At 67.0% G+C, this 13,907-nt stretch carries 16 protein-coding genes; 8 read left to right on the top strand and 8 right to left on the bottom strand.

The features are described from left to right. Positions 1–6 precede the first annotated feature (6 nt). The gene (irrA, locus tag MWU52_RS09760; protein WP_246951508.1) at positions 7–426 is read right to left on the bottom strand and encodes an iron response transcriptional regulator IrrA; all 420 of its coding nucleotides are present in this window, start codon (positions 424–426) and stop codon (positions 7–9) included. Positions 427–582: 156 nt separating this feature from the next. On the opposite strand from irrA, the gene fabA reads away from it, so the two are divergent. The 7 genes from fabA to MWU52_RS09725 all read left to right on the top strand — a co-directional run bounded on the left by fabA (position 583) and on the right by MWU52_RS09725 (position 6,200). Continuing rightward, positions 583–1,092, top strand: coding sequence for a bifunctional 3-hydroxydecanoyl-ACP dehydratase/trans-2-decenoyl-ACP isomerase (gene fabA / locus MWU52_RS09755; RefSeq protein ID WP_246951505.1), 510 nt, complete (start codon positions 583–585; stop codon positions 1,090–1,092). Positions 1,093–1,107: 15 nt separating this feature from the next. Continuing rightward, entirely contained in the window at positions 1,108–2,337 is a 1,230-nt protein-coding gene (gene fabB, locus MWU52_RS09750; RefSeq protein ID WP_246952843.1) for a beta-ketoacyl-ACP synthase I, read from the top strand. A gap of 4 nt (positions 2,338–2,341) precedes the next feature. After that, entirely contained in the window at positions 2,342–3,124 is a 783-nt protein-coding gene (locus tag MWU52_RS09745; protein ID WP_246951503.1) for an enoyl-ACP reductase, read from the top strand. Positions 3,125–3,278: 154 nt separating this feature from the next. Next, on the top strand, positions 3,279–3,716 hold the full coding sequence (locus MWU52_RS09740; RefSeq protein WP_246951501.1) for a hypothetical protein: 438 nt from the start codon (positions 3,279–3,281) through the stop codon (positions 3,714–3,716). A 48-nt stretch (positions 3,717–3,764) separates the two neighbouring features. Further along, on the top strand, positions 3,765–4,454 hold the full coding sequence (locus tag MWU52_RS09735) for a haloacid dehalogenase type II (protein ID WP_246951499.1): 690 nt from the start codon (positions 3,765–3,767) through the stop codon (positions 4,452–4,454). Between the two features lies 1 nt (position 4,455). Then, entirely contained in the window at positions 4,456–5,280 is an 825-nt protein-coding gene (locus tag MWU52_RS09730) for an alpha/beta hydrolase (protein ID WP_246951497.1), read from the top strand. Further along, complete coding sequence (locus MWU52_RS09725; RefSeq protein WP_246951495.1) at positions 5,262–6,200, top strand: threonine/serine dehydratase; 939 nt, start codon at positions 5,262–5,264, stop codon at positions 6,198–6,200. The genes MWU52_RS09730 and MWU52_RS09725 overlap by 19 nt, the downstream gene beginning before the upstream one ends. On the opposite strand, the gene MWU52_RS09720 is transcribed toward MWU52_RS09725, so the two are convergent. From MWU52_RS09720 to MWU52_RS09710, 3 genes are read right to left on the bottom strand one after another with little or no spacing between them, the layout of a single operon-like run. Continuing rightward, a complete protein-coding gene (locus MWU52_RS09720; protein WP_246951493.1) occupies positions 6,191–7,384 on the bottom strand; it encodes a TCR/Tet family MFS transporter in 1,194 nt (397 codons plus the stop codon). The genes MWU52_RS09725 and MWU52_RS09720 overlap by 10 nt on opposite strands. 9 nt (positions 7,385–7,393) lie before the next feature. Then, positions 7,394–8,209: a 3-oxoadipate enol-lactonase gene (gene pcaD, locus MWU52_RS09715; protein ID WP_246951491.1), complete on the bottom strand. Its 816-nt coding sequence runs from the start codon at positions 8,207–8,209 to the stop codon at positions 7,394–7,396. Between the two features lie 17 nt (positions 8,210–8,226). Next, the gene (locus MWU52_RS09710; RefSeq protein WP_246951489.1) at positions 8,227–9,693 is read right to left on the bottom strand and encodes a DEAD/DEAH box helicase; all 1,467 of its coding nucleotides are present in this window, start codon (positions 9,691–9,693) and stop codon (positions 8,227–8,229) included. A gap of 235 nt (positions 9,694–9,928) precedes the next feature. Here MWU52_RS09710 and MWU52_RS09705 point away from each other — a divergent pair, with 235 nt between their 5' ends. Beyond that, entirely contained in the window at positions 9,929–10,354 is a 426-nt protein-coding gene (locus MWU52_RS09705) for an OsmC family protein (RefSeq protein WP_246951488.1), read from the top strand. A gap of 48 nt (positions 10,355–10,402) precedes the next feature. On the opposite strand, the gene MWU52_RS09700 is transcribed toward MWU52_RS09705, so the two are convergent. From MWU52_RS09700 to MWU52_RS09685, 4 genes are all read right to left on the bottom strand, one after another. Continuing rightward, entirely contained in the window at positions 10,403–10,831 is a 429-nt protein-coding gene (locus MWU52_RS09700; RefSeq protein ID WP_246951486.1) for a hypothetical protein, read from the bottom strand. Positions 10,832–10,924: 93 nt separating this feature from the next. After that, positions 10,925–11,536, bottom strand: a complete 612-nt coding sequence (locus MWU52_RS09695) for a hypothetical protein (protein WP_246951484.1) — start codon at positions 11,534–11,536, stop codon at positions 10,925–10,927. Next, positions 11,536–11,904 (bottom strand): hypothetical protein, encoded by a 369-nt coding sequence (locus tag MWU52_RS09690; RefSeq protein WP_246951483.1) that lies wholly within the window; start codon positions 11,902–11,904, stop codon positions 11,536–11,538. The genes MWU52_RS09695 and MWU52_RS09690 overlap by 1 nt, the downstream gene beginning before the upstream one ends. Beyond that, positions 11,901–13,523, bottom strand: coding sequence for a peptide chain release factor 3 (locus tag MWU52_RS09685; RefSeq protein ID WP_246951481.1), 1,623 nt, complete (start codon positions 13,521–13,523; stop codon positions 11,901–11,903). The genes MWU52_RS09690 and MWU52_RS09685 overlap by 4 nt, the downstream gene beginning before the upstream one ends. Between the last annotated feature and the right edge of the window lie 384 nt (positions 13,524–13,907).

Raw genomic sequence — 13,907 nt, 5'->3', positions numbered from 1 at the left:
GGGGCCTCAAGCCTTGGCGCGCAGGCGGATGACGACGTCGACCTTGGCGATCTCGGTCCCGGCGGGGGCATCGGGCAGGTTGACGATCTTCATCGCCTCGTGGCCTGCATCGGTCAGGCGGGCGTCTTCTTCCCAATAGAAATGGGGGTGGTCGTCCAGCCGCGTATCAAAATAGCTGCCGGTGCCGTCGACCGTGATCTCCTGCACCAGGCCGGCTTCGGTGAAGGCGCGCAGCGTGTTGTAGACGGTGGCGAGAGAGACCTTGTCCCCCGACCGGCGTGCCGCGTCGTGCAACCCTTCGGCGGTGACATGGCGATCGCGCCCGTCACCCACCAGGAGCGACGCCAGCAGCAGCCGCTGGCGCGTGGGCCGCAGGTTCGCGCGGGCCAGCCAGGCTTCGCCCCGGTCGCGTGCTGTCTCGGACATCTGCATCGGGAGCAATATAGGGGGTCCGCGTGACGGTTTTCAAACGGATTCCGTGCGGAAACGCCCCATTCGGCACCCATCCGGGCGCTCGCGATGGGTTGCGAGGCTGAAACATGCGGTGATAGACGGGCCCGAACCGGACCCAAAGGGGGGCGCATGAGCGAGTATCCGACCAATTTCGACCGCGACGACCTGCTGAAATGCGCGCGGGGCGAGCTTTTCGGCGAAGGCAACGCGCAACTTCCCGAGCCGCCGATGCTGATGATGGACCGGATCACCGACATTTCGGGCGATGCGGGCCTGCACGGCAAGGGCCATGTCGTGGCCGAGTTCGATATCAAGCCGGATCTGTGGTTCTTCGACTGCCACTTTCCCGGCAACCCGATCATGCCCGGTTGCCTGGGCCTCGACGGGCTGTGGCAGCTGACGGGTTTCAACCTCGGCTGGCGTGGCTGGCAGGGGCGGGGCTATGCGCTCGGCGTGGGCGAGGTGAAGCTGACCGGCATGGTCCGCCCCGATCGCAAGAAGCTGACGTATCTCGTTGATTTCACCAAGGCGATCCAGACGCGCCGCCTGACCATGGGCGTGGCCGATGGCCGGGTGGAGGCCGACGGAGAGGAAATCTACGTCGTCAAGGATATGAAAGTGGCTCTGTCCGAGAGCTGAGAGGAAAGACACATGCTGCGTCGCGTCGTCATCACCGGGATCGGGATCGTCTCACCCATCGGAAATACGCCTGAGGAGGTCGAGGCGAGCCTTCGCGCCGGCAAGTCCGGTATCACCTTCTCGGACAGCTATGCCGAGCACGGCTTCCGCAGCCAGGTCCACGGCGTGCCCGACATCGTGCTGGAGGACCATATCGACAAGCGCGACCTGCGTTTCATGGGGCCGGGCGCGGCCTACAACTTCATCGCCATGGAGCGCGCCATCGCGGATTCGGGGCTGGCGCAGGACGAGGTCTCGAACGAGCGCACGGGCCTCGTGATGGGGTCCGGCGGGCCGTCGACGTCGAACTTCTTCACCGCCTTCGACACCGTCATCAACAAGGGCTCGCCCAAGCGCATGGGCCCGTTCATGGTGACCCGCTGCATGTCGTCGACCAACAGCGCCTGCCTGGCCACGCCGTTCGGGATCAAGGGCGTGAACTACTCGATCACTTCGGCTTGCACCACGTCGCTGCACTGCATGGGCAACGGTGTGGAGCAGATCCAGTTCGGCAAGCAGGACATCGTCTTCGCCGGCGGGGGCGAGGAGGTGGACTGGACACTTTCCTGCCTGTTCGACGCCATGGGTGCGATGTCGTCCAAGTACAACGACACGCCCGAAAAGGCATCGCGCCCCTATGACGCGACGCGCGACGGCTTCGTCATCGCCGGCGGCGCGGGCGTCGTCGTGCTGGAGGAGCGGGACCGGGCGATCGCGCGCGGCGCCACGATCTATGGCGAGGTGACGGGCTATGGGGCCACCTCCGACGGGGCCGACATGGTCGCGCCGTCCGGCGAGGGCGGCGAGCGGGCGATGCGGCTGGCGCTGAGCCAGATGCCGGAGGACCGGAAGGTCGACTACATCAACGCGCATGGCACCTCGACCCCGGTGGGCGACATCAAGGAGGTCGTCGCCTGCCGCAACATCTGGGGCGAGGGGCGGACGCCACCGATCGGATCGACCAAGTCGATGACGGGTCACAGCCTGGGCGCGACCGGGGTGCAGGAGGCGATCTATTCGATGCTGATGATGAACAAGGGGTTCATCGCCCCGTCGATCAACGTCACCGAACTGGACCCCGCCCTGAAGCCCGAGGAGATCAACACCGAACTGCGCGACGGCGTCGAGATCGACTCGATCCTGTCGAACTCCTTCGGGTTCGGCGGGACGAACGGCACCGTCATCATTTCCAGGCACCGGGAGTAGGCGGATGGGCCTGTTGGACGGCAAGCGCGCCCTCGTCATGGGGGTGGCCAACGACCGCTCCATTGCCTGGGGCATCGCCCGGGCCCTGGCCGCCGAGGGCGCCGAACTGGCGTTCACCTACCAGGGCGAGGCGTTCGGCAAGCGCGTGGCTCCACTCGCGGAGAGCATCGACTCCACGACGCTGTTGGACGTCGATGTCACAGATGATGCCTCGCTCGACGCGGCCTTCGCGGCGCTGGCCGAGATGGGCAACCTCGACATCGTGATCCACGCCATCGCGTTCTCGGACAAGGCTGAGTTGACCGGACGGTTCGTCGACACGAGCCGCGACAACTTCAAGAATTCGCTGGATATTTCCTGTTATTCCCTGATCGAGGTCGCCCGCCGCGCGGCGCCCCTGATGACCGATGGGGGAACCATCCTGACGCTGACCTTCGATGGGTCCCAGCGGGTCATGCCCTACTACAACGTGATGGGCGTGGCGAAGGCCGCGCTCGAATCGGCGGTCCGCTACCTGGCGGCCGATCTGGGTCCCGAAGGCATCCGCGTGAATGCGATCTCGCCTGGGCCGATGAAGACCCTGGCCGGTGCGGCCATCGGTGGGGCAAGACGCACCTTCCGCCATGCCGAGGCGAACGCGCCCCTGCGGGCGAATGCGACGCTCGACGCGATCGGCGGGACGGCCCTGTACCTCGCGTCCGACCACGGTGCCTGCACGACGGGCGAGGTGATCCACGTCGACGGTGGCTTCCATGTCATGGGCATGCCGCATCCGGACAATCTTTGAATGTTCGGCGACAATCGCCCGCATCATCGGCGGATCGTTGCCGAGAACTGCGAATAATGGCAAAATTGGACCGATCTTTCAGGTGATTTGCCCCAAATGCGCCCTTTCCTGCTGCGATAACCGGGCAAAGTTATTTCGTTAAGGCGGCCGACCGATGTTGAGCGTCAGATCATTCCTTGTTGATGAGGCCGGTGGGATCTCGCTGGACTGGATGGTGTTGACGGCCGTGATCGTCGGTACCGGGTTCTCGATCGTCAGCAGCATTCCCGAAGGCCTCGAGATCGTCGCATTCGACGAGGCGGCGGAGGAGAACAGGCAGATCGTCCAACAGAGCTTCGGCACCGACGACTATTGCGCGCATGGCATCGACGGTCTCAAGGCCCGCGAGGCGGCGCGGGTCGCCAACGGGGGCGGGGATCCGGTCGACGTGACCGGCAGCCTGAGAGACCGGCGCTACAGCGTCAGCGATACGGAACTTCGCCGTGAACGCGAACGGCTGGCCGGACGGCGGTCTTCGAACGGCGAATGGACCCGCGAGAACACCATTGCGGGCCTCGTGGATTGCGACTTCGCCAGCCGCGGTCTCGACTAGGTAGCCCCCCCATGGCAGGGTCGCTCCGACCGATCACGGGGGCGGCTGATGGCCATAGATACATGCATCTTCGACGCATACGGCACGTTGTTCGACGTAACCGCCGCGGCCCGCCAGGTCGCCGAGGATCCGGCCTTTCCGGCCCTGTCCGACGGCTGGGCCAAGCTGGCCGCCGATTGGCGCGAGAAGCAGCTGCAATACAGCTGGATCCGCGCGATCACCGGAGAGCATACCGAGTTCTGGCAGGTGACGAACGACGCGCTCGATTACGCGTTGGAGGCATCGGGCCTGCAGGGCGATGTCGACCTACGCGACCGCCTTCGCAAGCTATACTGGGAACTGTCGGCCTATCCCGAGGTGCCGGACATGCTGGGCGCACTGAAGGATGCGGAGCTTGCGACGGGCATCCTGTCCAACGGCTCACCCGAGATGCTGCAATCGGCGGTGCAATCGGCGGGCGTCGGACGCCTCCTGGATCATGTCCTCTCGGTCGAATCCGTCGGCGTCTTCAAACCCGCCACCAAGGTCTATGACCTGGTCAACCGGGCGTTCGGATGCCAAGCCGGCAACGTCCTCTTCGTCAGCTCGAACGGTTGGGACGCGGCCGCCGCGACCGGATACGGCTTCGCGACCGTCTGGGTGAACCGCGCCAGCGTGCCGATGGACCGCCTGCCCTGGACGCCGCAGCACGTCCTGGAGGACCTGTCCGGCATCCCGGACCTGGCGGCGAGCCTTTAGGATGGCGGAGTTCAAGACCTCGGACGGGTTGCGCCTGTGGTACGAGGATCAGGGCGAAGGCCAGCCGATCCTCTGCCTGTCGGGGCTGACGCGGAATTCGACCGATTTCGATTATGTCCTGCCCTATCTCATGGGCGAGCATCGCGTGATCCGGCTGGACTATCGCGGACGCGGCAAGTCGCAGCGCGCGCCGGACTGGCGCAGCTACACCATTCCGACCGAGGCGCGCGATGTCCTGGAGCTTCTCGATCATCTCGGGCTCGACCGGGTTCCCGTACTCGGCACGTCGCGCGGCGGGTTGATCGGGATGGCCCTCGCGCTAATGGCGCGGCCCAGGTTGGGGGGGCTCTGCCTCGTCGATATAGGACCCGACATCGCCGAAGCGGGTCTGGACGCGATCCGCGAATATGTCGGGCGACCGCCGGCGGCAACGACGTTGGAAGAGGCGGTGGCGATGCGAGCGTCGCTCATGGCCGGTTTCGCGAACGTACCCGAGGATCGCTGGCGGATCGAAGTGGAGCATCATTACCGCGAAGCGCCTGAGGGGCTGGCGATCAACTACGACGCACGCTTGCGCGATGCCGTCCTTGAGGCGGGGACCCAACCCGCCCCCGACCTCTGGCCGCTTTTCGATGCATTGGAGGGCTTGCCCCTGGCCTGCATCCGTGGCGCCAATTCCGACCTGCTCGCCCCTGAGACGCTGGCCGAGATGTGCCGTCGCCGGCCCGACATGATCGTGGCCGAAGTGCCGGATCGCGGTCACGTCCCCTTCCTTGACGAGCCGGAAGCACTGGAGGCGCTGAACGAATGGACGATGCTGCTCTAACCCGGGCCGACATCGAGGCCGCGGCCGAACGGATCGCCGGTCATGCGGTGCGTACGCCCCTGCTGAACGCGCCCTCGCTCGACGCGGCTGTCGGGCGTCGGATCTTCGTCAAGGCGGAATGCCTGCAACGTACCGGCAGCTTCAAGTTTCGCGGTGCCTACAACGCGCTTTCGCAGGGACAGGGCGGCGTCGTCGCGTTTTCCTCGGGCAATCACGCGCAGGGTGTGGCGCTGGCGGCGCGAATGCTCGGGCGCGATGCCGTGATCGTCATGCCGTCGGATGCGCCGAAGGTGAAGATCGCCAACACCCGTGCCTATGGCGCGGAGATCCTGCTCTACGACCGCGCGGCAGAGGACCGCGACCAGATCGGCGCGCGACTGCAGGCGGAGCGGGGTCTGGACCTGGTTCGGCCCTTCGACGATCCGCGCGTGGTCGCGGGGCAGGGGACCTGCGGGCTGGAACTGCGCTCGGACCTGCCTGACGGGGTGGACGAAGTTCTGGTCTGTTGCGGCGGTGGCGGACTTGCCGCCGGCATCGCCCTGGCGTTGGAGGGGCGCGCGACGGTGCGGCCGGTGGAGCCGGTCGGTTTCGACGATGTCGGGCGGTCGCTCAGGTCCGGCAGACGGGAGACCAACGCCGCGATGGATGGGTCGATCTGCGACGCGATCCTGACACCGTCGCCGGGGGAGGTGACGTTCCCGATCCTGTCGCGGCTCTGCGGACCGGGCCTGGCGGTCAGCGACGCGGAGGCGCTGCGCGCCATGGCGCTGGCCTGGCAGCATCTGCGGATCGTGTTGGAACCCGGCGGGGCCGTCGCGCTGGCGGCGGGGCTGTTTCATCACGACGGCGACATCGCGGTCGTGGCCAGCGGCGGCAATGTCGATCGTGACGTTTTCGTGCGCGCGCTGGATCACGCCTGAGCGCGGGACGCCTTTCGTGGCAGCAGGCCCCATGCCACGCACATCAGCGCCGCGGCCGCCAGGAAGGGCGCGCCCGGGAAGTCGCGCGTGCCTTCGGTCGCGAGGTTGAAGATCCGCGTCATCAGGAGCGGCGAGACGATGGCCGCGATCGCCGTGATCGAGGCGAGCACGCCCTGCAATTCCCCCTGCGCGTCGTCATCCGCCACGCGACTGGCCAACCCTTGGATCGCTGGCTGCACCAATGCCCCGAGCGCGGAAAGCGGCGTCAGCGCGAGCATGATCCAACCATGCTGGACGAAGGCCACGCAGAACAGAAGAACGCAATTATAGGGGACGAACCATGCAAGGACCCTGCGTTCGCCGAGACGGGGAATGACCACGCGGATCAACCCGCCTTGCACGACCACCATCGAGATCCCGTACACGGCGAGCGATATGCCGACCATCCGTTCCTCCCATCCGAAGGCGGCCTGCGTGAAATAGGCCCAGACGGCGGGATAGACCCAGTTGGCCACCTGATAGAAGAACCACAGCGTCAGGAGCGCCCCCAGGCCCGGCAGCTTCGTGACGGCGCGCAGGCCGCCCAGCGGATTGGCGCGGCGGATGTCGAAGGGGCGCTGCCGACGCAAGGTCTCGGGCAGCACGGCCAGGCCGAAGAGGAGGTTTGCACCCGAAAGCATCGCCGCCGCCCAGAATGGGGCGCGGGGGCCCAGTTCGGCCAGCAGGCCACCCATGGCCGGGCCCAGAACGAAGCCGAGGCCGAAGCCGGCCGAAATCAAGCCGAAATTCGCCGCCTTCTCCTCGGGTTTGGAGATGTCGGCCATGAAGGCCATCGCGGTCGACATGGTTGCCGCCGCGATGCCGGCGATGATCCGTCCGATCAGCAACAGCCAGATCGTATGCGCCAGCGCCATGAGGATGTAGTCGAGGAAGATCACCGCCATCGACAGCAGCAGGACCGGACGTCGCCCGAACCGATCCGACAGATTGCCGATGGCCGGAGAGAACAGGAACTGCATTAGCGCGTAGCTGGAGGAGAGGACGCCGCCCCAGACGGCCGCCTCGCTCAACCCGACGCCCTGCACCTCGCGCAGAAGTGACGGCATCACCGGCAGGATCAGGCCGATGCCCATCGACTCGATCACGACGGTCGCCAGGATGAACAGGACGGGAAGGCGCGGCATTGGCCGACCCTATCGACGCGTCCCCGGCGAGGCGAGAGCGGATACGTCCGGCCGGTTCAGGAATGCCGCCAGCACCCGACCAAACTCCGCCGGCGCCTCGATGGGCGGCAGGTGACCGGCGCGGCGGATGATCGCGAATTCGGACCCGGGGATGAGGGCCGCCGTCTCGCGTATAAGGTCGGGGGGCGTGGTGCCGTCCTCGGAGCCGGCGATGACCAGTGTCGGCAGGCGCAAACCGCTGGTCGGGGTATAGAAGTCACCGCCCCGGATGGCCGCGCAGCAGCCGACATATCCGTCCGGCGGCGTTTCGCAGAACCGGGCCCGCCACATCGGCAGCGCGCCGGAGGCGCGGAAGTCGCGGCCGAACCACCGCTCCATCACCCCGTCGGCCATTGTGTCCAGCCCGTGCCGCCGCACGTCGGCGATGCGCCGGTCCCACAGGGCCTCGGTCCCGATCCGTGCGGCAGTGTTTGACAGCACCAACGCGCCGACGAGATCGGGCCGCTTCACGGCCAGCCCCTGCGCGACCATGCCACCGATGCTAAGCCCGACAAAGCACGAGGCCCTGACATCCAGCGTATCCAGAACCGCCTCGGCGTCCGCGACGAGCGTTCCCATGCCGTAGGGGGGATCAGGAACATCCGACAGGCCATGCCCGCGCATGTCGTATCGCATGATGCGCAAGCCGTCCGGAAGGCGAGGCAGGACGTCGTCCCAAATGCGAAGATCCGTGCCCAGGCTGTTCGCGAAGACCAAGGGTCTGCCGTCCGGTGGCCCGGTTTCCGCGATGTGGAGTCGGGTACCGTCCCGGGCCGCGATCCGCATGGGCGCCGCCGGTCCGGTCAGGCCTCGGCGCGCCGTTCGGCGAAGCTCATCTCGATGAAGCTGGGAACGTGATCGCCCAGCCCCACGACCCTGGGCCCGCCATCCTGACGTCCGCGCCCACCGCGCGAGCGGCTGCGACCGCTCTCGGGGCGGTCGTCGCGGGCTTCCGTTCGGGCCGGTGTCTTTGGATTCGGATCGCGCGGTGCTTCTTGCGTCGCCTGCGTCTCGGTCGCCTGCGTCTCCGGCCGGGGCTTCGTGCGGGAGCGGGAGCGCGAGGCGGTGCGCCTCGGCGCTTCCTCCTCCGCCTCGTCGCGGGCCGGCCGTGCGCCCGGCGGCGTCCACGGGTTCTCGCCGCGCGGAATATCGGCCTTCACGAGGCTTTGGATCGCGTCGAGATACTTGGCGTCCGACGGTGTGGAAATGGTGTAGGCCAACCCGGTCTTGCCCGCGCGACCGGTGCGGCCGATCCGGTGGACGTAATCCTCGGCATGGCTGGGCACATCGAAATTGAAGACGTGGCTGACATTCGGGATGTCGAGACCCCGCGCCGCCACGTCGGAAGCCACAAGGAAACGCAGCGATCCGTCGCGGAACCCGTCCAGCGTCCGGGTCCGCTGCGACTGGTCGAGATCGCCATGGATCGGGGCGGCGTCATAGCCGTGCTTCTTGAGCGATTTGGCCACCACGTCGACTTCGGTCTTACGGTTGCAGAAGATGATCGCGTTGCGGCAGTCGGCGCCGTCGCGCTCGATCACGGCGCGCAGGATCTCGCGCTTGTCCTTAGCGGTCATGTCGCGCCGCTTGGGCGTATGCTCGATCAGGATCTGGGTGATCGTGTCGGAGGTGGAGTTCTGCCGCTCGACCTCGATCTTCTCGGGGTTGGACAGGAACTTGTTGGTGATCCGCTCGATCTCGGGCGCCATGGTGGCGCTGAAGAACAGGGTCTGGCGCGTGAACGGCGTCATTTCGAAGATGCGTTCGATATCGGGGATGAACCCCATGTCCAGCATCCGATCGGCCTCGTCGACGACCATGATCTGAACCCCGGTCAGCAGGAGTTTCCCGCGCTCGAAATGGTCGATCAGGCGTCCGGGCGTGGCGATCAGAACGTCGACGCCCCGGTCGATCAACTGGTCCTGCTCCTTGAAGGAAACACCGCCGATCAGCAGGGCTTTCGTCAGACGGGACCCCTTTGCGTAGGTGTCGAAATTCTCGGCCACCTGCGCGGCCAGCTCGCGCGTCGGCGCCAGCACCAGCGAACGGGGCATCCGCGCCCGCGCGCGGCCTTTCGACAGCATCGTGATCATCGGCAGCGTGAAGGCCGCCGTTTTGCCGGTCCCGGTCTGGGCGATGCCCAGCACGTCGCGGCCTTCCAGCGCGGGGGCGATCGCGCCGGCCTGGATCGGTGTGGGGGTAGTGTAGCCGGTGGCCTCGATGGCCTTGAGAACCTTCGGATCGAGGTTCAGGTCGGAAAAGCTTGTCATGTGCGTCCTGATTGGAGCGTTGGCCGTATTGCCGGTGCCCGGGGTCTGGTAGGACGCGACAGTGCCAATGCGTCCTTCGGAATTCGTCTCGCCGCGCATCATCGCGCGCGCGGCATCGCTAGCAAAGCCTTGGCCGCGGGTCAACTTGCCGGCCGGTTGCACCCCCCTTACCGGCGGAACGCCATCGCCTGCCGCGGGGTTCATCCCTGCATGACCGCCAGCAAAGGAGAACGACATGCCCGAGAAGCACGCCAGCGCCCACTGGGAAGGTGGGTTGAAGGACGGCAAGGGGACCATCTCGACCGAGTCCGGTGCCTTGGATGGCCAGCCTTACGGCTTCCAGACCCGGTTCGAGGGCGAGGCCGGCACCAACCCCGAAGAAATCGTCGCCGCGGCGCATGCGTCGTGCTTCTCGATGGCGCTTTCGATGGTGCTGGGCGAATCCGATCTGACGGCCAGTTCGATCGACACGAAATGCACCGTGACGCTCGACCAGGTCGATGGCGGGTTCGCGGTTACGAAATCGCATCTGGACGTCACCGTTTCCGTGCCCGGTGCCGACGAACAGGCGGTTCTCGATGCTTGCGAGACGGCAAAGGCGAACTGTCCCATCTCCAAGCTCCTCGCGACCGAGATCACGATGGACGCCCGCGCGACCTGACATGGGCCGGGCATCGGGAACAACGTGCCCGGTGCCCGGAGAGCGGCCTTAGGAGGGAATGAGGCGCGCACCCGTCAGGACCGCCGCCTGCCAGGTTTCCGGGTCGCGGTTCAACTCCAGCGCACCGCGCAGGGTCACCCGCTGGCCTTCCTCGACCTTGATCGGGTCGGCGAGCGTCACCTCCAGCGCGGCGGCATGGTCCGGGAGCCCGCAGAAGGGGCACGTCACCATGTCGGAGACCAGCATCAACGTCCGCACGAGCGCGCCTTCCTCGAGCGGCATGGCAAATCCGGTGATGTCGAACTGCGCCACCCCGTTCTCGATCTCGGCGGGATAGGTCTTGATGGCGCGGTAGCTGTCTTGCGTCACCACTTCCTCGACCTCGATCCCGCGGATGAACGACCAAGCGGCCTCGTCCGCCGAAGCGCCGCCGGCGAGCGCGGCGAAGGGCAGAAGCGGCAGTGAGCGTACAAGCATGGGATCTCCCTCGGGATACTCGGTTTCGCGCGGAGACTACGGGTTTTGCTGCCGGATGAAAGGCGGATTTCGGCGGCTGCGGCTGACCTGGCGTCATCTTGCCGACGCGTGCAGGCCGGGTCGAAAGCCAGCCCGTAGCACCGCGCAGGTCACGGGGTTGGTCAGGATTGTCACCGGCCCGGACGGCAGCGCGACCGGTGCCCCGTACCCGTCCGGCGTGTAGGCGCACGCATGCCCGCCGGTCACCAGCCAGTCGCTGCCGTCCCGGTGGAACATCGCCCCGGTCGGCAGATCGCCCGCCCGACCCTCGTGGTGCCGCAAACGACGTGCGCCCGGCACCGCGCGGCCCTCGTGCAGTTTCGCGTCCGCGGCTTTGGGTCCCGGCCATCCACCGAAGGCGCGCGCCCAGGCCTCGGCGAAGGCGCGATAATCATCGTGACGGCAATGCCCGCAGGGACGGTGCCCGGCGGCGAGCGCCACCGCCTCGTCCAGAAAGAACAGCGCGGTCCAGCGCCCAGGCGGCATCGGCGCGCGGCGGCGCCCACGAAAGGACAGTCGGCAGCAGACCCAGGCGCGGTGTTTCCAGATGGCCGGGCCGACCTGCCCCCGCGCGTCGTGCAGGACGCCGCGATTGCCGGTCAGCGTCCCGCGCCCCGGAACCGCGTGCAGGGTCCCGTCGGGCCGCACACGGTTGCGCAGGGGCATCAATCCTCCTGCGTGCGGGCAAGCAGGGCCGCGAACCCCGGATTCGCCGCCGCTTCGGTCTCGATCCGGGCCTGCGTTCCCGGATCCGCCTGTTCGGCCAGATCGGCCAGCGTGTCGGCCAGCCGGCCTTCGGCATCCTGACCCATTCCGGCCAGCACGACGTCCAGCGCCTGATCGGGGTGCCCGGCGATCAGGTGGTCCATCAGCGTGCCCGTCCAGGCATCCGGCGTTTCGCTGTCGGCCGCGTCGGTGCGCAGATAGGCGAGGTAGCGCGTGACGAACCGATCCACCGGCAGGTCGCCTTCGGGCAGCCGATCCGTCGCCTCCGGCAGGCCCAACGCGGCCGCGACGGTGGTGCGCGGGATCACGTCATCATCTCCTTCGTCGCGCTCAGCCGGACGTCGGGATGATCGCGCTCGATCCGGTCGATGTCCCATTGCAGGCGCGTCAGGAAGACCGGGTCGCCGTCATTGTCATGGGCGATGTGCTGCTTGTTACGGTCGACCACGCCCTCGACGGCCGACTTGCTCCCCGAAAGCCAGCGTGCGGACGTGAACTGCGAGTTGTCGAACCGGACCGGCAGGCCGTATTCCAGCTCTATCCGGCTGGCCAGAACCTCGAACTGCAGCGCGCCCACCACGCCCACGATGAAGCCCGAACCGATGGCGGGCTTGAACACCTTCGCCGCGCCCTCCTCGGCGAACTGCATCAGCGCCTTCTCCAGGTGCTTGGCCTTCATCGGGTCGCCCGCGCGCACGCCTTGCAGCAGTTCGGGCGCGAAGGAAGGGATACCGGTGAAGCGCAGCGTCTCGCCCTCGGTCAGCGCGTCGCCGATGCGCAATTGGCCGTGATTGGGGATGCCGATGATGTCGCCGGCCCAGGCTTCCTCGGCCAATTCGCGGTCGGCGGCCAGGAACAGGACCGGGTTCGACACCGCCATAGGTTTCTTGGAGCGGACATGGGTCAGTTTCATGCCCCGCTCGAAATGCCCCGAAGCGAGGCGGACGAAGGCCACGCGGTCGCGGTGCTTGGGGTCCATGTTGGCCTGCACCTTGAAGACGAAGCCGGTAACCTTGCTCTCCTCGGGGGCGACCTGGCGCGGCTCGGCGCGCTGCGGCTGGGGCGGGGGGCCGTATTCGGCGATGCCCGACATCAATTCGCGCACCCCGAAGCTGTTGATGGCGCTGCCGAACCAGATCGGCGTCAACGACCCTTCGGCGAAGGCCGCGTGATCCATCGGGGGCAGAAGCGCGCGCGCCATCTCCAGATCCTCGCGCAGCTTCTCCAACAGGTCGGCGGGGACGTGTCGGGCAAGTTCGGGATCGTCCAGCCCGCGGATGCTGATCGTCTCGGCCACCTTGTTGCGGTCGGCGCGGTCCATCAGCTCCAGGCGGTCGTGCAGCACGTCGTAGCATCCGATGAAGTCGCGCCCGACACCGATCGGCCAAGAGGCGGGCGTGACGTCGATGGCCAGATTCTCCTGGATCTCGTCGATGATTTCGAACGTGTCGCGGCTCTCGCGGTCCATCTTGTTGCAGAAGGTCAGGATCGGAAGGTCGCGCATCCGGCAGACCTCGAACAGTTTCTGGGTCTGGCTCTCGACCCCCTTGGCGCCGTCGATGACCATCACGGCCGCGTCGACGGCCGTGAGCGTGCGATAGGTGTCCTCGGAGAAATCCGAGTGGCCGGGCGTGTCCACCAGGTTGAAGCGATAGGACCGGTCGCCGCCGGCGAAATCGAACGACATCGCCGAGGCCGAGACCGAGATGCCGCGATCCTGCTCCATCTTCATGAAATCCGACCGCGTCCGCCGCGCCTCGCCCTTGGCGCGCACCTGCCCAGCCATCTGGATCGCACCGCCGTAGAGCAGGAATTTCTCGGTCAGCGTCGTCTTGCCCGCATCCGGGTGCGAGATGATCGCGAAGGTCCGGCGGCGGCCGATCTCGGGCGGCAGGGGCGGGCGGTTGGAAAGGGCGGTGTCGGGCATGCCGCGCATATACGGGCAGCGCGCCGCAGCCGCAATCTAGCCTGCACACCCTCTCGAAACGAGCGGCACCGGTCGCTCCCGTGGACCCTGCGAGAGCCTGGAGATGACGAGGGGTTACGTAAGGTCAATTTCAGTTAGGGGTTGGGCGGCCCCGCATGCACCGTTGCGTCGTCGTTAGATGCTGGGGGGATCCATGAAGTCTGTCTATCGGCTTGCGTCGCTCGGTTCGTTGACGTTCCCACTTGCGAGTTGTGTCGTAGAAACGGCGCCCGGCGGGGGGACTCCCGCGCCCGGACCCGTATCTCCACCTGCCCCGGTCGTCGTACCGGCGTTCACGACGCAGTGGATCGGCACCGCGCCGTTCTGCGCGGCTACTCCGACGGA

This window comes from Jannaschia sp. S6380, assembly GCF_023015695.1.
Classification (GTDB): Bacteria; Pseudomonadota; Alphaproteobacteria; order Rhodobacterales; family Rhodobacteraceae; genus Jannaschia.
This window is presented reverse-complemented; position numbering and strand designations above follow the sequence as displayed.